This is a genomic window from Rhodococcus ruitaii (assembly GCF_055230935.1).
In genome coordinates this window covers 131,211-151,781 of sequence record NZ_JBUYWC010000015.1, presented here as the reverse complement: position 1 = coordinate 151,781, position 20,571 = coordinate 131,211, and the positions used below count along the sequence as shown (strand labels likewise).

Sequence of the window (20,571 nt, the reverse complement as noted above, 5' to 3'; positions counted from 1 at the left end):
ATCTAGGTTGAGTGCATGCCGACGACATGGCCTCAGGTGCGGGGACTGAGTTACAGCACGATGGGCCGGGCTGTGCGGGCCGATATCTACAACGGTGACGAGTATGTGGGGCGGGTCCGGTATCTGCCACCCGCTTCGTGGCGTATCGAGAACGCCGATGGCGAACCCACCTACATCGAGAACGACACCGACGAGTACCGCCGGTCCGAGGACGCGGTGATGGTGCACGTCGCCAAGTCTCCGAACCGGATGGTGATGAGAGCCGGAGCATTCCCATCGCTTCTGTTGCAGGCGTACACCCAATGGTTGCCGTCCGCCTCCCCAAGCAGACAGCCGCGGTTGGTGCCGTCGAGCGAACCTCGACGGGTCGAGGTCCACGACCGCGCCGGGTGGCAGGTCCAGTGCACGGACACCGAGTTCGGCGTGGACGTCACCTATGTGATCGACGCCGAACTCGGTGTTGCCCTGTCGTGGACGCAGGGCTCGCAATCGATGTACCTGACCGACCCGGTCCTCGACGAAGATTTCGATCCGGCGCTGTTCACCTGGACCGGCCCGGTGCGCGAGCTGGAAGACCAGACCGTGTCGCCGGCGCAACGCGAGCACGAGGCGAAAATGCGGGCACTCGAGCAGATGCCACGGCCTACGGTGGGTTGGCTGCCCCGCACCGTCGATGTTCGGCCGGTCGACGGTGATCCGCGTACCGGCGCGCTGGATCTGCAGGTCGCCGCCTCATTCAACTCGATTCTGTTGCGTCAATGGGTCACCGACGTCGGCGAACCCGAACTCGACTGGATGCGTGAACATTCTCGATCTGTCTACCGCCTGGAGGTCGGCTCGTGGACGTACGAGATCTGCAGTCACACCGACATCGATCCGGGCGACTGCGCACGCATCATCGACTCGATCACCCCGGTCGATCCGCCGGTGGCCACACCGGCGCAGATCCGCGACACCGTGGCCCGAGACGCGGCCGCGCAGGCCGACGCCGAACTCACCGAACTCCTGGGAACCGGTCGGCGTCTCGACGACTACCTCGACGACCAGTACGGGGTCTCCCTGCTGATCCGCACCGACTTCACCGACGCCGAGGCGTGGCGCGAGACCGTGAAGGCCGCCACCGCGCCGGGGGAGGGTGACGAATCGGATTTCGCGGCCGTACTGACCTGCATCGACAATTCCCAGTACGACGGCCTGACCATCGCGGCACTGCTCGATGCGATCGGGGAGCGGCCCGTGTACTACGTCTTCATCGCCGACACCATCACCGTCACCGATCCCGAGCATCCGATCCTTGCCGTCGACACCGGCCCCGAAGAGACCGGCCACGCGCGGGGCGATACGTTCCGCGTGATTCCCACGCGCATGTGGGAGGTCGAGTACAACCTGTCGATCTCCAATGTCGACTTCGAGGACTTCGCGCGCGATGTCGGTCCCGATGGGATCTACCGCGGATACTCCTGATCATCACAGGGGACCGATGCGAGTGCGACTCCGATCGCGGGACGGGGTACTCTTCCGCCGTTGCAGCACCGCTGCGCCGATCAGTGCCGCGACGACGCATGCGCCGGCACCGAGCAGCAGTCCGGCCCGACCACCCCACTGTTCGACGACCCACCCGGCGACGGGTCCGCCGATCGCGGTGGATCCGAGGAACGCAACCGCCCACAGCGCCATCACTCGTCCGCGCATCTGCGGTGCGGCGGCGAGTTGCAGTGAACTGTTCGCGCTCGAGGTGAACGTGACGCTCAGGGCACCCACGACCACCATGAGCGCGATCAGGATCGGCAGGGATGGTGCGGCAGCAGCGACGGCCATGGCCACACCGAATGCGAGGGCGGCAAACACGAGTGGCTTGATGCCGGTCCGGCCCCACGTGGCGACGACGAGACCGCCCACCACGGAACCGGCCCCCATCGCGGCGGTGAGGAAGCCGTATGCGCCGGCTCCGGCCTCGAAGGTGTGGTCGGCCAGTACCGGGAGCACCACCTGGAATTCGTAGGCGAGGCAGCCGATGAGCGCCATCATGGTCAGCGGTACCGCCAGATCGGGTGTGCTCCGTACGTAGGCGAAACCCTCGCGCAACTGGCCTCTGGCCCGCGCAGTCGGGCGAGACGGACGCAGCTTCGATACGTCGAGAGTGAGTAGTGAGGTCACGACCGCGACGAAACTTGCGGCGTTGAGCAGGAAGCAGATCCCGATACCGCCGGCGGCGATGACGAGGCCGGCGACCGCGGGGCCGATCATGCGTGACACGGACGCCAGGGTCGACTGTAGGCTCACGGCGTTGCGCAGGTCCTCGGGTCCGACCATCTCGAGCATGAACGACTGCCGCGCCGGATTCTCGAAACACTGGTTGAGTCCGAGCGCGAGTGCGAGGACGTACACGTGCCACAGTTGCACGAAATCGGTGATGACGAGCACCCCGAGGATCAGGGCAAGCAGGCCCATCGTGGACTGCAGCCCGATCATGAGTCTGCGTTTGTCGGAGCGGTCGGCGATGACCCCGCCGTACGGGCCGAGAAGCAACATCGGGACGGTCTGCAGGGCCAGCACGATCCCGATGGCGGTGGCGGATCCGGTCAGCTGGAGGACGAGCCACGACTGCGCGACGATCTGCATCCAGGTGCCGATGAGGGAGGTCGCCTGGCCTGCGATGTAGCGTCGGAAGTTGGGGCCGCGCAGGGCGGCGAATGTGTTTCCACGGATATCGGCGAGGACGGTCACCTGCGCGCCTCGCTTCTGCCGCAGCCCATGCTGTCGGCGAGGGCCTCGAGTGCCGGGAGTGCGTCGTGCAGTGCGTCGACGTGGTGTTCGCTCAGTTCGGTGAGGTGTTCGGTGAACAGTGCAGTGCGCCGGGTCCGGAGTTCTTCGGCGAGCGCCGCGCCGTCGCTGGTGATGTAGGCGACGACGACGCGTTTGTCGTCGGTGTCGGACGAACGCGACACGAGCCCCGCGTCGTCGAGTTTGCCGAGCATGCGCGAGCACATCGTGGGGTTCAGGCCTTCGAGATCGGCCAGTTCGCGTACTCCGACGGTTTTCCGCCGCGCGACCGTGCCGAGCAGGGATGCCTGCGACGGTGTCAGGCTGCCGTCTCCTGCCGGGCGGGAGGCGCGGCGTGCGATGCGGCCGAGTGCGATGCGGAGGCGATTCACCTCGTCGGGATCGAATGATTCTGTGCTCACCGGTTCCGCACCTCCCAAGTATTTGCCTATCGGCAAGCATATACCTGTCGGGGGGTGCAGGGTGTGTGCCCCGCGGGAGAAGTCACACGGACGCGTTGTGAACGGGTTCGGCGGTGCCCGCCTTGCGGGTGCGACGCGTGAACAGGAGCATCGCCAGCGCCGCCACCACGAGGGTGACACCCCCGGCGACGGGGCCGACCGCGGGCGCGTCGGGGGCGATGCCGGCTCCGAGCATCCACGCGCCGAATCCGAAGAACAGCGCCGAGGCCCCGAAGCGGATCGCGTTCTCCGGCAGGTGCCGTCCGAGGACGACGCCGGCGACGATGGCGAGGGCGTCGGCAGCGACCATGCCGACCGTCGACCCGATCCAGACGCCGATCCAGTCGTTGTCGGTCGCGAGGGTGATGGTCGCGAGCATCGTCTTGTCGCCGAGCTCTGCGAGGAAGAACGCGGAGGTGACGGCCAGAAACGCCGACCGCGTGACGCGGCCTGCCTTGGACTGCTCGTCGTCGTCGAGCGAATCGCCGCGCAGCGTCCACGCACCGAACAGCAGGAAAGCGACTCCACCGATGAGCGAGATGGCGACGGTGGGGATCGCGACACCGAGATAGTGGCCCACTGCGACCGAGACGAGGTGCACGGCGGTGGTGGCGAACAGGATGCCCGACAACACTACCCACCAGCGGTAGCGCAATGCGAACGTCATCGCCATCAACTGGGATTTGTCGCCGAGTTCGGCGATGAAGATGACTGCGAAACTCAGTACGACTGCAGACCACATGAGCGGCGTTTCCTCCTTCGTCTGTGGAGGAAACGGGCTTCCTCCGGACGCCGGACGCGTGGTGCGTCGGCGACCGAAGGTCTCGCCCACCGGAGGTCGTCCGGTTCGCCGTGCCGGGCCGATTGCGGCCAGTGTGTCGACAGGGCGATTGGGGGCTACTCCCCTTCGCTTTCCCGACACTAGCGTGCGAAAGCAGGCGATGTAAAGGTAATGCTAAGTTTAGTAGAACCGAACTCTCATTTACGGCATAGCGTCATGCGGCGAGCAGCATGGCCAGAACTGCGGTGTCGGGATCGCTACCGGGGTCGACGTTCACCTTACTGACCAGCGACGTCACAGTTCCATCCGCTTCGGCCTCCACCCATGCGGCGCGATGGTCGAGTCCGAGATACGGCAACCCGGGCAGGAGCAGGCACCCCGAGGCCGCGCCCGCATTCTCGGGCAGCGACGTCGTCGTCTCCGACGGCGGATGCAGCACGATCAGTGCCGGAGGCAGATGCTGCGCGAAGCATCCCGGCTCCACCGCTGTCTCGCCGAGCACCGGTCCGGCGGCGAGGACCAAGCCGACGGTGCCGGGTTGCGGATCGTCCGGCAGTTCCTCACGGACCCCGAACACCGTCGAGGTCGGCAGCAGACCCGGCAACGATGCCACCCGCACGGTCAGCGCGAGCAGGTGCGCCCACTCGCGGGTGGTCGACGGCCACCGTCCCGTCACCACGAACCCGCGCAGCGATCCACCGGAATGGAACGCGGCAATCCCCACTGGTTCCATCAAGGCGTCCCTCCGATTGTTCACAGGGCGATGAGGGAAGAATGCCCGCTTTTCCTGCTGGCACACAAGAGGAGTCGAGTGCCAGACACCTCTTCATGCAGCCGGCACAGCTACCCGCAGCCGAACGAGTGCACCGGTGCGTTCACGTGCCGCGATCTCGGGCTGCCAGTTCTCGGCGGTGCAGACGAACAGGTCGCGCCCGTCGTCACCGCCGAGCGTCACCGCGTACGGATTCGCGACGGGCACCCGTTCCGTGATCGATCCGGACTGCGTCACCCGGATCACCTCGTTGCCGAACGGCGACGCGACCCAGACCGCATCGTCACGGTCGATGGCGAGCCCGTCCGGGAAGACCGATCGATCGAACTCGATCAGCGTGCGACGGTCGGTGAGTGAGCCGTCGTCGCACACCGTGAAAGCGGTGAGACGACCCGGCATCGCGCGAGTCTCGGCGACGACGAGTGTGCGACCGTCCGCCGTCGCGACCATTCCGTTGGCGAACAGCAGGTCGTCGGCAACGGGACGTACGGTTCCGTCCGGCTCGACGAGCGTCAGCACCGCCGGGCGGACCGGGTCGGGTGGGGCGCTGCCGTCGCCGTAGTTGCCCACGTAGGCCCGACCGGCACCGTCGACGTACATGTCGTTGAGATGCCAGGTCGCGAGGCCCGACAGGTCTGCGTGTGGGGTGAGCGTGCCGTCGGGTTCGCGCCGCATCACCATGCGGGTGTGTCCGACGGCGATGAGCAGCCGCCCGTCGGGAAGGAACCCGAGCCCCGCCGGATGGCCATCGATGTGGGCGACGACCTCGGACGATCCGGTAGACGGATCGAGGCGATGCACGTCGTTCGCGTACACGTCGGAGAACCAGAGCCGCCCGTCGTGCCAGCGTGGGCATTCGGGAAAGGCCAGGCCGGTAGATACGGTGTCGAGCGGGGGAGGTGTCATGGGCGCTCACGCTAACGCCGAAGAGGGTCACCCTGCAGGGTGACCCTCCTACCGCACGGTGCCGGTGACTAGACGATCAGGCCGGCGGTCTGGGTGCGTGCGCGCTCGAAGCGAGCCTGCACGTCGGCCCAGTTGACGATGTTCCAGAACGCCTTGACGTAGTCGGCCTTCACGTTCTGGTACTGCAGGTAGAACGCGTGCTCCCACATGTCGAGCATGAGCAGCGGGGTCAGGCCGATGGAGATGTTGCCCTGCTGGTCGTAGAGCTGGACGATGATCAGGCGCTGGCCGATCGAATCCCACGCCAGGATCGACCAGCCGGAGCCCTGAATGGAGTTCGCGTTCGCGGAGAAATGCTCGCGGAACTTGTCGAACGAGCCGAACGCATCGTCGATCGCTGACCCGAGCTCACCCGTCGGCTTGTCGCCGCCCTCGGGAGAAAGGTTCTGCCAGAACACCGAGTGGTTGGTGTGGCCACCGAGGTGGAATGCGAGGTCCTTCTCGAGCTTGGTGGCCTGAGCCGCCATGGTGCCGTTCTCGCGGGCCTCGGCCAGCTTCTCGAGAGCGGTGTTGGCACCGGCGACGTAGGTCGCATGATGCTTGTCGTGGTGCAGCTCCATGATCTTCGCCGAGATGTGCGGCTCGAGCGCTGCGTAGTCGTAGGGCAGTTCCGGAAGCGTGTACTCAGCCACGAAGGGTCCCTTCTTTGCGGGCCTGGTGAGCCCGTTCGATTGTGTCCGTGCCTATATGGGTATCCACCCAAACCCATAACTACACGCTCCGCAACATTCGGGCTCGGGCGGGACGTCCTGCCCTACCGGCGACCCGCCGACGCCGGTATGCGCACGAACCCGAACGGCGGCGCCTCTACCTGCACCGACTCGCCCGATCGGGTGCGCGATTGGAATACCTGGTGAACGGGACTCTAACATTGGGAGGTGTCTCGGCCGCTGCTCGACGTTCCGACACGAGGAGCCGAGGCGCCCCGTGTCCAGCTGCCTGGGCTCGACCTGCTGAGGTTTCTCGCCGCGATCGCGGTTGTGTACTCGCACATCTGCTTCTATCTGATCGACGATCTGGGTACCGGGTGGTGGTTCATCGACGTCGTTCACGCGGTGCTGACCGAAGGCGCCGGCCTCAACATGCACCTGTCGTTCGTCGGTGTCTCGGCCTTCATGATGCTCACGGGGCTGCTCATCACCCGCTCCGCGATCCGACAGCCACGAGGACAGTTCCTGATCGCTCGCGCGGCGCGCCTCGTCCCGGCGTTCTGGGTGTGCATCCTCGCGGCGATCCTGCTGGTCCGCTTCGGTATCAACGGCATGTTCAGCGGCCACACCACCGTCACCGACGGCGAGGCAGCACTCAGCTTCTTCCTCGGTGCGTTCTTCCTGAAACCGCAGGTTGCAGTGCTCGGTGTGGCGTGGACGCTCGCCGTGCAGATCATGTTCTATCTGTTCTGCGTGAGCGGGCGGTCGCTGTTGCGTACCAAGCCCATCGTCATGCCGCTGCTGGGGGCAGCCCTGTGCATGCTCGTGATCATCTACAACCTGTACATACCGGAGCCGTACACCGTGCCGTTCCTGTCGAAGATCGCCGCGACGCTGCCCACCGTGTTTCTCGGGCAGCTCGCCTATCTTGCATGGGCCGGATTGATCTCCGTCCGCGGTCTGCTGGTGGCTCTGCTCGCCCAGGTCCAGGTGATCGTGCTCGCCACCGACATGCAGGTGTACTGGGCCGGCAGTCATTACCTGTGGACGATCACTGTGGTGTTCGCGGTCGTGGTGCTGCTGTCCCGGTACGACGGCAGGATCGGTCGCCTGCGGGTCGTGCACTGGGTCTCGACCCGCAGCTACGCGATCTACCTCGTGCACACTCTCGTCATGTACCGGATCTACGAGAACACCGTCGGATTCGTCGGCATGACAGGCGCCGTGATCTGCCTGCTCATCGGTGTCGCGCTGGCATCCGAGCTGGTGTATCGCGGTGTCGAAGTACCTGCGGCCCGTTGGATCAGCAACCGATGGCTCCACCCGAAGCGGCCCGAGGCTCCCGACGCTGTGGAAAAGGTCACGACGCGGACACGCGCGTAGCATCGGGTCATGTCCTGGTTCGACGACATCCTCGCCCACGCCGGCTCGAAGTCCCAGATGGTTGCAGCCGAAGAATCGCTGCCCGGACGGTCGGCGGCCATGCCGGTTCCCGAGACACACCACGTCAACGGTCATCGCATCGTCCCTCCCTTTCCTGAAGGCCTCGCGACCGCCGTGGTGGGCATGGGGTGCTTCTGGGGTGCCGAGAAGGAGTTCTGGCAGCTCGACGGCGTGTATTCGACCGCTGTCGGATACGCCGGCGGGTACACCCCCAACCCCACCTACGAGGAGGTGTGTTCCGGCCGCACCGGGCACACCGAGGCCGTGCTCGTCGTCTTCGATCCCGAGGTGATCGACTTCGAGGGGATCATGAAGCAGTTCTGGGAGAACCACGATCCCACCCAGGGCATGCGACAGGGCAACGACCACGGAACGCAGTACCGATCCGCCATCTACACGTTCGACGAATCGCAGATCGAGGTCGCCGAGGCCACCGCGGAATCCTTCGCGACGCGCCTCGCGGAGGCGGGATTCGGCAAGATCACCACAGAAATTGCGCCGCTCACCCAGTTCTACTATGCCGAGGACTATCACCAGCAGTATCTCGCGAAGAACCCCAACGGCTACTGTCCCGTGCACGCCACCGGTGTGAGCTGCCCCGCCGGGCTCGGCGCGTGAGTTGTACTGTGTGGCACCGCACAATGTGAGATGAAGTGGCGTTCCTTGAATCTCACCCGGTCGACGAGCACTCTGGAAAGTAGGAGTGTCGACCGGGGGAAGGGATCAGGGTGCCGAGATGACGTCCACAGCGGGGTACCTACGGCGAGTCCGTCGGAGTCTGCGCGGGTGTAGCCCCCTCGTCCGCCGCACCGATCGCGTCGAAGCTCGCCTCTTTTCGTTGCTCGTCGCCGCGATGCTCATCATGATCCCTGTCGCAGGGATCGTCATCGCGAACGTCCAGAGCACTCAGGTCGCCATGGCGCAGCAACAACTCGCCGAGCGCACGATGGTCACCGCCACCCTCGACGCCGATCCGGTGATGACCGACGCGGGCTGGGGTGAATTCTCCTACCTCGCACCGTCCACTGCTCCTGCCACCTGGGAGTTCCGCGGTATCGAACACCACGACGATGTGCAGATCACCGGTCCCGAGGTAGCAGGCGACGAAGTGCAGGTGTGGGTCGATCGCGCAGGTGCTCTCACGCTGAAGCCGATGAGCGTGTCTTCCGCCGAGTTCACCTCAGTGCTGGCTGGCGTCGGGATCTACATGTTTGCACTGGTGACCGCGTGCGGGCTGTTTGCTCTGGCGCATTGGGGTATCGAGCGTGCCCGCAGCCGCGAGTGGAGCAGGGAGATCGAAGCGTTCCTCGGCTCCACCAGCAGCCACTGACAGCGCTCCCGAAATCTACAGGGCCGCAACCGCCGGCATGACCTCCTGCGCGACGAGTTCCAGGTGCTCGAGGTCCGCCAGATCGAGCACCTGCAGGTAAATCCGCTGTGTTCCGATCTTCGCGTAGGCGCGGATCTTCTCCACGACCTCCTCGGGTGTTCCCGCCAGTCCGTTCTCACGAAGCTCGTCGACCTCGCGGCCGATGCGCGCGGCACGACGAGCGATCTCCGCGTCGTCTCGCCCGCAGCACAGCACGAGCGCATTCGACAGCGTCAGTTCGGCGGGATCGCGGTCCGCGTCGCGACATGCCTGACGCACCCGCTCGAAAAGGGTCGTCGATGCCTCCACTGAATTGAACGGAACGTTGAACTCGCTCGCATAGCGCGCCGCCAATGCCGGCGTCCGCTTCTTTCCGGCACCACCGATCACCACGGGGATCTTCCGCTGGTGCGGTTTCGGCAGGGCCGGTGAATCCACAATCCGGGTGTGGGTGCCTTCATACGAGAATTTCTCACCGACCGGGGTCTCCCACAGGCCGGTGATGATGGCGAGGGCATCCTCGAGGCGGTCGAATCGCTCGTTGAGCGGTGGGAACGGGATGCCGTAGGCGGAGTGCTCCTCCTCGAACCACCCGGCGCCGAGCCCGAACTCGACGCGACCGGAGCTCATTGCGTCGACCTGGGCGACCGAGATCGCGAGCGAGCCGGGATAGCGGAAAGTCGCCGATGTCACGAGGGTGCCGAGCCTGATCGTGGAAGTGTCGCGGGCAAGTCCGGCGAGCGTGATCCATGCGTCGGTAGGACCGGGGAGCCCGTCCGAATTCATCGCGAGATAGTGATCGGAGCGGAAGAATGCGCCGTAGCCGAGCCGCTCGGCAGTCTGCGCGACCGCGAGCAGATCGTCGTAGGTCGCTCCCTGCTGTGGTTCGGTGAAGATCCTGAGTTCCATTCCCCGATTGTTTCAGGAACCCGGTTGCGGCGAATTGTGAGCGGTCTCGAGCGAGGAATTCGACTGTCGGGGATACCTGGGGATGAACCTGTGGAAACTGTGGATAACTGCTGCGCGTGGGTGTTGTGGATTTTCAGCATGGTGAGTCGCGCGGCTGCATCGCATATCGACGCGTGCCACTATTGGAATCGTGAGTTCTTCCGATGTGCCCACCGTGTCGGTGGACGAGGTTCCCGAACCGGGCGCCGACTCGGTGCTCCTCGACGTACGAGAGGCCGACGAGTGGGCACTCGGGCATGCGCCCGGCGCACTGCACATAGCGTTGGCCGATCTTCCGTCGAACGTCGAGGAGATCGATCTCGACGCGGAGGTGTACGTGGTGTGCCGCCAGGGCGGTCGTTCGCTCGGCGCCGTCCAGTACCTCAACCGGATCGGATACGACGCCTACCAGGTCACCGGAGGAATGGTGGCGTGGCAGAAGGCAGACCGGCCGCTGGTCGGTGAGGGCGACGACCCGGCGAAGATCTACTGATGGCCGCATACCAGATCTGCGTTCGCTGCGAGACTCGCTGGCCGGTGACATACCAGGCGCGGCAGTGGTGCCCGTCGTGCCGCGGACTGCTGCTCTCACCCGTCGATACCCACGTTGCGGTCCCGCCGGATCGGCGGAACTTTCGCTGGGTCGTCCGGCCTCTGCAGCGCGACCCCGCGAAAGACACGCCGCCTCGTACCTCGCAGCCCGCGGCGACACCCGCGTACGACGAGATTCCACAGTGGGGACTGCTCGACCGGCCGCGACCGCACGAGGAAGAGCCGACCCGAGCCGAGACACTCGCAGGTCTGGCACCCACGTTGCTGGTCGGAACGGCGGCGGTGTTCGGGCTCGCGTCGGTTGCTGAACTGGCCCGATACCTGCTGCTGTTGGTCAACCGCACGCGGCTGATCGAACCGATCGTCCTGGCCCTGTCGGACTCGGCTGTGTGGGCCACCCAGATCGTCGGTCCGCTCGTCGCACTTGCAGCCGCGGTCGCGTCGGGGCTGCGCCTGATCGAGGTTCGGCGACGCGTGTTCGCCGAGCACGGCACCTCGGATCCCCGCTCGCCTGGTTCGGTGTTGTTCGGTGTGGTGGTGCCCGGCGTCAACCTTGTGCTGCCCGGTGTGTTCCTCACCGAGATCGCCCACGACAAACCGAGGATCCTGCTCGCCGTCCGGACGTGGTGGGTGCTGATCGTGTCGAACGCAGCGCTGTTCGTGTTCGTTCTGCTCTGGCGTCAGCGCGACACGCTCCAGGCCCGGGCCGACGCGGTGCTGTCGACCGCCGTCGTCGCTGCCCTCGCCGCGGTGGTCGCACTGGCGGCGCTGCGCGTCCTCCGCTTGTTCGACGGCGCCGACCTGCGGGGCAGGCCCCTCGAAATGCGTAGGTTCACCGCGGCAACCGGGCCGGCGTATGCGCCGATCGCCGAGATCGTGCCGGGGCACGCTGTGCAGGAGACCGTGCCGGGGCACGCTGTGCAGGAGGACGAGCAACGAGCTCGGGCGGTGACGCCATGACCGAGTTCGCCGTGCCGCGCGTCGTTGCGCACCGCGGGTCGTCCGCGGCCAAGGCGGAACATACCCTCGCTGCGTACGAACTCGCGCTCGAAGAAGGTGCAGACGGGCTCGAATGCGACGTACGGCTGACCCGCGACGGGCACCTCGTGTGCGTCCACGACCGCACGATCGACCGGACGTCGACGGGGACCGGTGTCGTGAGTGAGATGACGCTCGCCGAACTGTCCGAGTTCGACTACGGGCGACCGGGGGAACCCGCCGGTCTGCTCACCTTGCGCCAGCTCCTCGAACTGATGATGGACTTCACGAGTGTGCCGGTGAAGCTGTTCGTCGAAACCAAGCATCCGGTGCGATACGGCGCCCTCGTCGAGGCGAAGGTGCTCGCCGAACTGTCGCGGTTCGGGCTGGCGACGCCCCCGTCGGCGGATTTCTCCCGAGTTGTGGTGATGTCGTTCGCCGCGAGCGCCGTCTGGCGGATCCGGAGGCAGGCGCCGCTGCTGCCGACCGTATTGCTGGGGGAGACGTCGCGCTACCTCGGCGGCAGTGCAGCCACGACGGTCGGCGCCACCGCGATCGGCCCGTCCGTCGCGACGTTGCGCGAGCATCGTGATCTCGTCGACAAGGCCGCTCTTGCGGGCCGGGCCACGTACTGTTGGACCGTCGACGAGCCTGAAGACGTGGAGTTGTGCCGCGCTCTCGGCGTCGGCTGGGTGGCGACCAACCATCCCGGACGCACCAAGGCACAACTCGAGGTGGTGCCCGGCGTGTAGTTTTGCGCCGTGGCGAAGAAGAGCAAGAGAAACAGCGGACCCAAGCCCGGCAGCAATCGCGCCGCCAAGCTCGAGCAGCGCAGGCTCGAACGGGAAGCGGCGTCCGGCGCGTCGTCCCGACCGTTCGAGGGCCTCGCTCTCGAACTCGATCTCGTGGCATTGCGGGAGTTCGTGCCGTCTGCACTCGTCGACCTTCCGGTCGCGGGTGACGGACGCCGGGTGGTCGGCGCGACCATCCTCCCGGGCGGTGTCGCGGCACTGGCGCGGGAGGAAGGCGACGAGGTCGTCGGGTACGTCGGATTGCAGCTGGCGACGTTCGGCCCCGATCCGGCCGGTGAGCTCGGTGCGGCGGTCGAGTGGGCCCGCACCGCGGAGCCCGGGACGTCGTTGAAGGTGGCGGAGCCGACACCGGAGTCGGCGCGACTGCAGGATCTGCTCGTCGCCGACGAGCTTCCGCCGATCATCGTCCATCAGGATTTCCAGTGGTGGATCCCGGAAGGTGTCGAGGCCGCTCCCGATGTCGCGCAGACGCTGCAGCAGGCCAACGCTGCCGTGATGCCTTCGGCGCGTCTCGACGGTGCAGATCTCGTCGCGGCGTGGTGGGTCGACACCGGAGAGAAGGCGCACCTGCGCTGGATCCGGCCCGAAGACGAGGATGCGCTGATGACGGCACTGTCGCGCGTGCACGCTGCCGGTGGATTACACCTCGGTGAAGGGTCGCGATTCGCGGGTTCGTTCCGCACGCACGGTCTGCTGGTGCCCGTGTTCGACCTCGATCGTGAGAAGCATCCCGACGAATGGGTCGCTGCGACGCGCGAGTTCGGTGCTCGGCTCGATGCGGCGCTCGCCGACGAGTCGCCGCTCACCGTCGCGGAGCGCGGCTCACGCGACGGCCTGCGCAGCCGTCAGGTGACGTTGCGTTGATTCGGCTCCCCCGATGAGCGAATGGCGCACCCGATCGGTTCAACCGACAGAGTGCGCCATTCGCGCAGGAGACAGCGGGGCTGACTAGATGCTGCCGCCCGCAGCAAGCGGAGCGTTGTCGCTCGAACGCTCGCTCGAGTTGAGTTCTCGTGCGACGAAGTCCTCGAGATTGAACAGGTTCTCACCCGCACGATCGGCGACGGTCAGCAGCGTGGTCACCGTGGCGACCTCCTCGACCTGCTCCTGCAGGAACCACTGCATGAACTGCTCGCCGAGGTAGTCGCCTTCCTCGCGCGCAGTGCGGGCGAGTTCGACGATCTGCTCGGTGACGGCCTTCTCCTGCTCGAGGGCCAGAGCGATGGGCTCCCGGGCGCTCTCGAACAGCGACTGCACGGCGTCGACCCCGGTGAGGTCGACGGCGATGTCGCGGTCCAGGAAGTACTGGACGATCATCATGGCGTGATTGCGTTCTTCGACGGCCTGCGCGTAGAAATGCTTGGCAAGCTGCGGGAGATCCGCATTGTCGTAGAAGATTGCGGTGGCAATGTACTGGTGCGACGCATTGAATTCGTTGCGAATCTGATCGTGCAGCAGCGAATGGAATTTCGTTTTGCGAGTGTCGCCCATTGTTGTCATGTCGATGACGTTAGTGCAGGTCAGGGATTATTTCATCCAAGCTTTGGCTAGACTGATTTGTCGGAGCATTGGCTAAGCTGGGTCATTTCAGGATTGGCTTACACAAGATCATCAGGAAATTTCGGCGTGCTGGCGACGGAATTCTGTTCGCACCCGTCGTGGGAAGCCGGACCATATTCTTTGTCCGTCAGTCGAAATGGGTGTCCGGAAAATGGTCAGGGTGCGGGCGCGAGAAGATCTGCCGGGATCTGCTGGTCCTGTTCGAGTGCTCCGAAGAACTCGATCGCGCGCTCGCGATCCCACAGAAGTACATTGCCGACCCCGTAGACATCCTCGAATCCGCCGATGGGCACGGTGGCCGTCACTGTCTCGCCGCGCATTGCCCACGCGAGCCGGCCGAGGTCCCACAGGTGATCGCCTTCGTCGACCCGCACCGAGCCGGCCGCACCCGAGACGAGCGGCCACAGCCGGAACGGATTGAGGAAAGTGGTGGGGCTGGTCGCCTTGCTCAGCAGCGCCGACATGAACAGCCGCTGGTTGTTCATCCGGTCGAGGTCGGCGAGCGGGGTGGCGCGGGTACGCACGAATCCGAGCGACTGCGCGCCGTTCAGTTCTTGGCAGCCGGCCTCGAGCTGCAGGCCCGCAAGCGGATCGTCGATCGGATACGGGACGCAGATGTCGACACCGCCGACCGCATCGACGATCGACGCGAATCCGCTGAAGCCGATCTCGGTGTAGTGATCGATGTGGATTCCCGTCGCGCCCTCGACCGTCTGGACGAGCAGTTGTGGCCCACCGAGGGCGAACGAGGCGTTCAGCTTTTCCTGTCCGAAGCCGGGAACGGGGACATACGAGTCGCGAGGCAGGCTCACCATCGTGGTCGCGCCACCCCCGCTGGGGACGTGGACGAGCAGGATCGTGTCGGTGCGGTCGGGACCGACGTCGCCGCCGGTTGCGAGTTCCTGTTCCTGTTCGGGTGTCAGCCCGATCCTGCTGTCGGAGCCCACCAGCAGGAAATTGGTTCCGGGGGTGTCGCCGATGCGGCCCTCGTAGTCGGCGAGTGCATCGATCCGGTCGAGTTTGCCGTCGAAGTAGACGACACCGGCGACCGCAGCGACGAGAAGGACGGCGAGTAGCGCACCCACGCGGCGCAGAGTGCGCCGAGCGCCGCCGGGCCGTCTGCGACGCGGTTCGGGTTCGGCGACCGGAGGGGGCCGACGCCGCGGAGGAGCCGGCGGTGGTGCCGCCCTCGCGCGTCTCTTGTCGACGAACGGCTCGGGTTGCTGCCGCGGCTGGTGCTGCTGTTGCGGTGGTGGCTGCCGACGAGGTGGTTGCTGTGGCGGTGGCTGCCTGCGAGGCGGTGGCTGCCGGCGGGGAGGCGCGGGTGCGGCGCGCTGCTCGGACCCAGGTGCCTGCGACCACGCTCGTGGCGGCGCAGCCGGGTTGCGCCGGAGCACCTGATTGCCTTCCGGCGGGGGAGGCGCGGCGTGAGGCGGAACGGGCCGGCGCATCGGCGGTTGCCGGCGCGGCGGCGCCCCCTGAGGTGGGCGCGGCCGGTTCCGGGGATCGGGTTGGTCGCCGTTCACCCGGACAACTGTACGTTCACGACAACCAGGAGACGTGCCCCCGCAAGGCTTGGTACCCGATGAACGCGACGCAGTCGATCAACGCGTGGGCGATCACGAGGGGCCACAGTTTCGAGGTGCGCTGCCAGTACCGACCGAAAACCAGGCCCATGACGACGTTGCCGAATCCGCCGCCGAGCCCCTGGTAGAGGTGGTAGCTGCCGCGAAGTAGGGCCGACGCGAGCAACGATCCGTTCTCGGACCACCCGAGCTGCCGTAGCCGGGTGATCAGATATGCGACCACCAGTATTTCTTCGGCACCCGAGTTGGCGATGGCCCACAACACCTCGGTGGGCAGGCGCCACCAGTAGTCGGCGAGGATGCTCGGCGCCACGTTGAGATTGAGTCCGACGGCACGTGCCACGAGGTACAGCCCGAGACCGGGCAACCCGATGAGCGCGGCGAGCCCGGCACCGGGAAGCCAGTCGCGGCGCAGCAGTGGACGCGCGAAGCCGATGATCTTCGGTCCGTGGCCGCTGCGCCACAGGAGGTAGAGACCGAGTGCGGCCCACGCGAGCAGACGGACGACGCCGAGGAGTTGTCGCGCGAGGTCGATGAACTCCTGCGACGACCTCGGCGCATTCAGCGCGACGGTCTGATCGGACAGCGGTTCCGGTGCGAGGGCGGCTTCGAGCAGCGAGAGGATCGACGACAGGCCGCTGAGCCCGAAAGTGACGAGCAGGACGATCGCAATTTCGATCCAAAGCGCTCGGCGCTCGGAAGCGTCGAGCGGTGTGGCGGGATTCTGGCGCGGGGGAGTGAGCCAGGCACGGATCGTCGTCACGGGAGCGATTGTGCCCGAATGCCGGCGACAGGCGCGCGGCCCGATCAGTGGCCGGCGCGCATTCCGTTCATGAACGGGCATCCGACGAGCAGACGCAGTGCCTTGCCCAGGCCGTTCGGCTCGTCGACAGGTTCCTGGAAGGGTATGCGGACGTCGTGGTCGCCGTCGCCGGATTCGATGCGCAGGCGCAGTCCGTATCGGTCGAGGCCGAGGGGACGGATCCGGCCGGTGCGTGCAGACGGCGGGATCCGCCGTGAGATGCGGGCGAGGATGTCTGCGTGGTCCTGCTCGAGGTGCTCGAGCCATGCGGCCTCGTAGGTGGCGAAGGGGTCGGGGGCGGCGTCGAAGACGTCCGGGAGGTCGACGGATTCGGCTCCGGTGGTGTCGGCTGCAACCACGGAGGTGAGTCGGAGGACGAGTAGTTCGGAGTTGTGGCCGACATCGAGGAGTTCGGGGTGCGGAAGGATCTCGGCGACCTCGGCGGCGACCTGTCGCGGTTCGTCGACGGGGAACAGGTTCCCGCTGAGCCAGATCAGCGACCGGACAGGGTTGCGAAGGTTCAGGGGTGAGTGATCGGTCAGCTCGAGCATCGCGGGCAGGCCGGTGGCCCCGGACTGCCAGGTGAGTGCGACGGCTGCGGTCCCGGCCGGTACGACGATCGCAATGGTTCCGTCGTCCTGCAGGAAGTGGACGGTGGTCGGGAGTGGGTCGCAGCCGTCGATCGCGAGGAAGGTGGTGTCCGCGCGGATGAGGGCGGTGCGCACGCGTTCTGCCGTCGTCGGCGCCGGAATGTCGGTCGTGGTGGTCTGCATGCGGACCCTCCTTGTCATGTAGGTGAGGCAAACCTAAGTCATTGTGACGCTGGTCGCAAGGCGCACGAGAGTTAGCCTGGATGGCGTGTCGATCCCCCTGCCCCTCGGAATGCCGCCCTCGCGGGACGAACGTGGTCTGCTCGACGCGCTGATCACCCGTCGTCACAGCACGCTCGGGTCTGCGCTCACAGTGTCCGGGCCGGAATCGGCAGCACCGATCGTTCCCGCGCACGAGGTCACGGAGGCGCCCGGTCGCGACGTCGTCGTCGAACTCGATGCTTCCGCTGAAGCGCCGTCACCCGCAGGCTGGCGACCTGTTCGCTACCAGCTCGACTGCGCGCTCGCCGACCTCGACGACGTGCTCGCGTTCACCGCTCCGGCGCCGCTGGCCGTCTACGTGCATGTCGACGACCCGGCCCGCGCGGACGCAACCCTCGCCGACACGGCCCGCGCACTCACCGAAGCCGGGCACATCCCCGGGTTGCCGATCGGCCACGGGCCGGACGCCGTCGCGGATTTCCTCGCCGTGCTCGCGCACGCCGACACCGGCTTCGTTGCCCGCGGGGAAACAGCCTCCGACGTGCTTGCACTGCTCTCCGGCACGGCGGCAGCGCTGAGCGGATTCGACGTCCGCGACGCCCTCACGGCACCCGATGTCGATCGCCTGAGCCGATTGATCCCCGAGGCCGCCGATGCGTTGCGCCAAATCCTTCTCGCCGTCGAGGTCGATGACGTCGACGGAGTGATCGGCGGCCTCCGCTATGCGGTAGCGTCGTGAATTCGCTTGGGAGCCGTGCGCCAACGACAGGAGAATGCCCATGCGTACCTTTGTCCATCTGGTCTTGTTCGCTTGCGCCATCGCAGTTGCGGTCGGCGCGTTCTTCCCCGTTGTCGGCGAGATCGCGCCGGGCAATGTCGCGCTCGTCGACCTGCGCGACGGATTCCCGGCCGGATTCACCTTCGAGCAGGTGGAGAACCAGGCCGTTCAGTTCTCTGTGGCGATGACCGTCCTGCTTCTGGCGGCGGCGGTACTGCTGCTGGTCGCCGCGCTGGTGGGTACGCGCATCGTGGGGTGGCTGGGGGTGATCGTGGGGCTCGGCACCATCGCGGTGTTCGGGTGGCGGCTCAACGACAGCTTCGGCAGTATCGTGCGCGAGAGCTACGACAGTCTGCTCGCCGGTCGCTGGGGCTTGTATCTCGTGGCAGGTGGCCTGGTGCTTGCGCTGCTCGCGCTGCTGGTTCCGAAGGAGCGATCGGTTCAGGCGTCTTCACCGGCGTAACTTCGTGGTCGACCGCCAGATCCACGATGTGACCGTCGGCAGCGCTATCGGTCGGCTTCGGTAGTTACTTGCTCAGCCGACGGGCGATAGGTGAGGCGTCGCAGCAGAGCCTCGGCCGGGCCCGGGCTGCGTCGCTTTTCCAGGACGACGGCATAGCCGACGGTGACAAGCCACACCACTACAGCGAACCCTGCCATGCCCGCACTGCCGAATACGGCGCCCAGCCCCAGTCCCCACGCCGCGAGCAGGGGCGCACACAGCACCGACTGCGCCAGGTAGCAGGTCATCGACCGTTTGCCCACGGCGCTGACGGAAGACGCAACCGGCCCGAGCGGGCGGTCTGCCAGGCGCCCTCCGATCAGCCCGAACGCCGCGACGTATCCGAGCCCGCAGGCCAGACCGGTGAACATCTGCGGAGCGGCGAACGACGCCATTGCCGTCTCCAGCCCGCTGATCACCCCGGCATGAGCCAATGCGTGCACGAGCCCACCGCCCCAACCGAGTGTGATGCCTCCGATGGCAGTAGCCCACAGCAATCGTCGGTGGTCTTTCGGCCGCTCGAGGATCTGGCGGCGCGCGGCCCAGAACCCGAGCAGGATCGAGACGGGGACGACCATCCCGAGCAGTCCTTGGACGACCGTCACCTGCAATGGCCACATCGTCATCCGCGCCACGGCCGCGTCCCAGACGCTCTCGGTGGAGACACTGGTGTAGGCCAGTGCGACGTATCCCGGATCGAAACCGCTCGCAGTGGCCTTACCCGCAAGGACGGCGACGGCCTCGAGTGCCGACAAGGCCGCCAGGACGAAGACGATCGCCGTGCCGATTCCGGCCCAGGTCAGCAGGGTGCGGTCGGAGCGGCGCATGAATAGCCACACGAGGGCGAGGCCCGTCAGTCCGTAGGCGCCGAGGACGTCGCCGCCCCACAGCAATAGTGCATGTACCGCGCCGAACGCGATCAGCCACAGGTTGCGCCGCTGCACCAGGGACCGCGCTCGAGTTTCGGACAGTCCACGCTGGGATTGGCGTCGGAGAATCATCACCAGGCCGTACCCGAACAGGAACGCGAACATCGGATACACCCGCAGGTCGACGGTGGTGATCAACAGTCCCTGGACGAGGGTGTCGAGCGTCGTGCCGTCGGTGGGATGTGCGCCGAAGTCCGAACGCGCGTGGCCGAACAGGTAGTACGGGGTGTTCGCGAGGACGATCAACAGCAGCATGAAGCCTCGGGCCAAGTCCGGTCCGGGGATTCGCTCGGAAGCGGCGAGCGGTGTGGCTCCGGGCGGAGTGGTCTCGTGGACGGTCATGGCTTCTCCTCGGGCCGGTCGTAGGTCGATGTGGGAGCCGCGCTGATGGCGTGGGCGAACAGGTCCGCCAGTTCGGCAGCGTGAGCGTCGAGATCGTGATCGGGGTAGGTGCTCGAGTACGCGATCATCGCGTCGATCGCGGCCTGCACGGTGACGGCCATGACGCGGGGGTCGAAGGGGCGAAGTTCACCGGATGCCTGTCCGGTTCGGAACTCGGCCTCCAGGCCCTGGTAGAGGGGCTCGTTGAAGCTGTCCCCGTACTGCAGGTGTCCGCTCTCGTCTCGGAGGTTGTTGAGTACTTCGGCGAGTGCGCGAAGTTCGGCGGGGTGGGTGCGTACGTACTCGGCGACGGATCGGATGCGGGTGCCGATCCGTTCGACAGTCGTGCGACCGGGGATGACCCGCGGAGCGACGAATTCGGTGATCTGCTCGTAGACGTGTTCCACGAGTTGCTCCATCAGCTCCTGCTTGCCGGCGAAGTGATATGAGATGACTCCCTTGCTGATGCCGGCCCGCTCGGCGATGCGCGCGAGGGAGGTCTGCGCATAGCCGAACTCGGCGAACACTTCGACGGCACTGTCGATGATCTGCGCGCGTCGGATGCCTTCGATCAGGGAAGGGCGTTTCTGTCCGCTCGCACCACTTTCTGACCGCATGGCCAAATAATAGACGAATGGTCAGCAGGGGCAACCCTGAAATCACGGATTCGCGCATGCACCCGTCGACGCGATTCACTTCTCCGACGCATCCCGGCCACCGGCGGTG

At 66.3% G+C, this 20,571-nt stretch carries 23 protein-coding genes; 10 read left to right on the top strand and 13 right to left on the bottom strand.

Annotated elements, in window-relative coordinates; translation table 11 throughout:
- The first annotated feature begins 15 nt into the window (after positions 1-15).
- Positions 16-1,464, top strand: coding sequence for a DUF6924 domain-containing protein (locus ACZI8W_RS19810; RefSeq protein ID WP_463370208.1), 1,449 nt, complete (start codon positions 16-18; stop codon positions 1,462-1,464).
- 3 nt (positions 1,465-1,467) lie between these two features.
- Here the strand turns inward: ACZI8W_RS19810 and ACZI8W_RS19805 are convergent, their stop codons facing one another.
- The 6 genes from ACZI8W_RS19805 to ACZI8W_RS19780 form a co-directional block, all read right to left on the bottom strand.
- Complete coding sequence (locus ACZI8W_RS19805; RefSeq protein WP_463370207.1) at positions 1,468-2,727, bottom strand: MFS transporter; 1,260 nt, start codon at positions 2,725-2,727, stop codon at positions 1,468-1,470.
- Entirely contained in the window at positions 2,724-3,140 is a 417-nt protein-coding gene (locus ACZI8W_RS19800; protein ID WP_463370244.1) for a MarR family winged helix-turn-helix transcriptional regulator, read from the bottom strand. Before ACZI8W_RS19800 ends, ACZI8W_RS19805 begins: the two co-directional genes overlap by 4 nt.
- A 127-nt stretch (positions 3,141-3,267) precedes the next feature.
- Positions 3,268-3,966 (bottom strand): TMEM165/GDT1 family protein, encoded by a 699-nt coding sequence (locus tag ACZI8W_RS19795; RefSeq protein WP_463370206.1) that lies wholly within the window; start codon positions 3,964-3,966, stop codon positions 3,268-3,270.
- Between the two features lie 253 nt (positions 3,967-4,219).
- Positions 4,220-4,738, bottom strand: a complete 519-nt coding sequence (locus tag ACZI8W_RS19790; protein WP_463370205.1) for a peptidase — start codon at positions 4,736-4,738, stop codon at positions 4,220-4,222.
- A gap of 93 nt (positions 4,739-4,831) precedes the next feature.
- The gene (locus ACZI8W_RS19785) at positions 4,832-5,683 is read right to left on the bottom strand and encodes an SMP-30/gluconolactonase/LRE family protein (RefSeq protein WP_463370204.1); all 852 of its coding nucleotides are present in this window, start codon (positions 5,681-5,683) and stop codon (positions 4,832-4,834) included.
- 68 nt (positions 5,684-5,751) lie between these two features.
- On the bottom strand, positions 5,752-6,375 hold the full coding sequence (locus ACZI8W_RS19780; protein WP_463370203.1) for a superoxide dismutase: 624 nt from the start codon (positions 6,373-6,375) through the stop codon (positions 5,752-5,754).
- Positions 6,376-6,621: 246 nt separating this feature from the next.
- On the opposite strand from ACZI8W_RS19780, the gene ACZI8W_RS19775 reads away from it, so the two are divergent.
- The 3 genes from ACZI8W_RS19775 to ACZI8W_RS19765 all read left to right on the top strand — a co-directional run bounded on the left by ACZI8W_RS19775 (position 6,622) and on the right by ACZI8W_RS19765 (position 9,166).
- Positions 6,622-7,776 carry an acyltransferase family protein gene (locus ACZI8W_RS19775; RefSeq protein WP_463370202.1) on the top strand — a complete coding sequence of 385 codons (1,155 nt, stop codon included), beginning with the start codon at positions 6,622-6,624 and terminating at the stop codon, positions 7,774-7,776.
- Positions 7,777-7,785: 9 nt separating this feature from the next.
- Entirely contained in the window at positions 7,786-8,454 is a 669-nt protein-coding gene (gene msrA, locus ACZI8W_RS19770) for a peptide-methionine (S)-S-oxide reductase MsrA (RefSeq protein ID WP_463370201.1), read from the top strand.
- A 118-nt stretch (positions 8,455-8,572) separates the two neighbouring features.
- Positions 8,573-9,166: an Rv1733c family protein gene (locus ACZI8W_RS19765; protein WP_463370200.1), complete on the top strand. Its 594-nt coding sequence runs from the start codon at positions 8,573-8,575 to the stop codon at positions 9,164-9,166.
- Positions 9,167-9,181: 15 nt separating this feature from the next.
- Here the strand turns inward: ACZI8W_RS19765 and ACZI8W_RS19760 are convergent, their stop codons facing one another.
- Positions 9,182-10,114, bottom strand: a complete 933-nt coding sequence (locus ACZI8W_RS19760) for an LLM class F420-dependent oxidoreductase (RefSeq protein ID WP_463370199.1) — start codon at positions 10,112-10,114, stop codon at positions 9,182-9,184.
- A gap of 190 nt (positions 10,115-10,304) precedes the next feature.
- Here ACZI8W_RS19760 and ACZI8W_RS19755 point away from each other — a divergent pair, with 190 nt between their 5' ends.
- Genes ACZI8W_RS19755 through ACZI8W_RS19740 form a run of 4 tightly spaced genes read left to right on the top strand, consistent with a single transcriptional unit; the run spans position 10,305 to position 13,359 of the window.
- Entirely contained in the window at positions 10,305-10,646 is a 342-nt protein-coding gene (locus ACZI8W_RS19755) for a rhodanese-like domain-containing protein (RefSeq protein WP_463370198.1), read from the top strand.
- Entirely contained in the window at positions 10,646-11,665 is a 1,020-nt protein-coding gene (locus ACZI8W_RS19750) for a DUF4328 domain-containing protein (protein WP_463370197.1), read from the top strand. The genes ACZI8W_RS19755 and ACZI8W_RS19750 overlap by 1 nt, the downstream gene beginning before the upstream one ends.
- Positions 11,662-12,435, top strand: a complete 774-nt coding sequence (locus ACZI8W_RS19745) for a glycerophosphodiester phosphodiesterase family protein (RefSeq protein ID WP_463370196.1) — start codon at positions 11,662-11,664, stop codon at positions 12,433-12,435. The genes ACZI8W_RS19750 and ACZI8W_RS19745 overlap by 4 nt, the downstream gene beginning before the upstream one ends.
- 9 nt (positions 12,436-12,444) lie before the next feature.
- Positions 12,445-13,359, top strand: a complete 915-nt coding sequence (locus tag ACZI8W_RS19740; RefSeq protein ID WP_463370195.1) for a DUF5926 family protein — start codon at positions 12,445-12,447, stop codon at positions 13,357-13,359.
- Between the two features lie 84 nt (positions 13,360-13,443).
- On the opposite strand, the gene ACZI8W_RS19735 is transcribed toward ACZI8W_RS19740, so the two are convergent.
- The 4 genes from ACZI8W_RS19735 to ACZI8W_RS19720 all read right to left on the bottom strand — a co-directional run bounded on the left by ACZI8W_RS19735 (position 13,444) and on the right by ACZI8W_RS19720 (position 17,216).
- Entirely contained in the window at positions 13,444-13,986 is a 543-nt protein-coding gene (locus ACZI8W_RS19735) for a ferritin (RefSeq protein WP_463370243.1), read from the bottom strand.
- A 224-nt stretch (positions 13,987-14,210) separates the two neighbouring features.
- Positions 14,211-15,506: an LCP family protein gene (locus ACZI8W_RS19730; RefSeq protein WP_463370242.1), complete on the bottom strand. Its 1,296-nt coding sequence runs from the start codon at positions 15,504-15,506 to the stop codon at positions 14,211-14,213.
- A gap of 91 nt (positions 15,507-15,597) precedes the next feature.
- Entirely contained in the window at positions 15,598-16,404 is an 807-nt protein-coding gene (locus ACZI8W_RS19725) for a CPBP family intramembrane glutamic endopeptidase (protein WP_463370194.1), read from the bottom strand.
- Positions 16,405-16,448: 44 nt separating this feature from the next.
- Positions 16,449-17,216, bottom strand: a complete 768-nt coding sequence (locus tag ACZI8W_RS19720; RefSeq protein WP_463370193.1) for a DUF2470 domain-containing protein — start codon at positions 17,214-17,216, stop codon at positions 16,449-16,451.
- A gap of 109 nt (positions 17,217-17,325) precedes the next feature.
- Between ACZI8W_RS19720 and ACZI8W_RS19715 the strand changes: the two genes are divergently transcribed.
- Positions 17,326-17,994 (top strand): hypothetical protein, encoded by a 669-nt coding sequence (locus ACZI8W_RS19715; RefSeq protein WP_463370241.1) that lies wholly within the window; start codon positions 17,326-17,328, stop codon positions 17,992-17,994.
- A gap of 40 nt (positions 17,995-18,034) precedes the next feature.
- Positions 18,035-18,496, top strand: a complete 462-nt coding sequence (locus ACZI8W_RS19710; RefSeq protein WP_463370192.1) for a hypothetical protein — start codon at positions 18,035-18,037, stop codon at positions 18,494-18,496.
- 44 nt (positions 18,497-18,540) lie between these two features.
- Here ACZI8W_RS19710 and ACZI8W_RS19705 read toward each other — a convergent pair whose 3' ends face one another.
- Positions 18,541-19,806: a DUF418 domain-containing protein gene (locus ACZI8W_RS19705; RefSeq protein WP_463370191.1), complete on the bottom strand. Its 1,266-nt coding sequence runs from the start codon at positions 19,804-19,806 to the stop codon at positions 18,541-18,543.
- Positions 19,803-20,462 carry a TetR/AcrR family transcriptional regulator gene (locus ACZI8W_RS19700; RefSeq protein ID WP_463370190.1) on the bottom strand — a complete coding sequence of 220 codons (660 nt, stop codon included), beginning with the start codon at positions 20,460-20,462 and terminating at the stop codon, positions 19,803-19,805. Before ACZI8W_RS19700 ends, ACZI8W_RS19705 begins: the two co-directional genes overlap by 4 nt.
- Between the last annotated feature and the right edge of the window lie 109 nt (positions 20,463-20,571).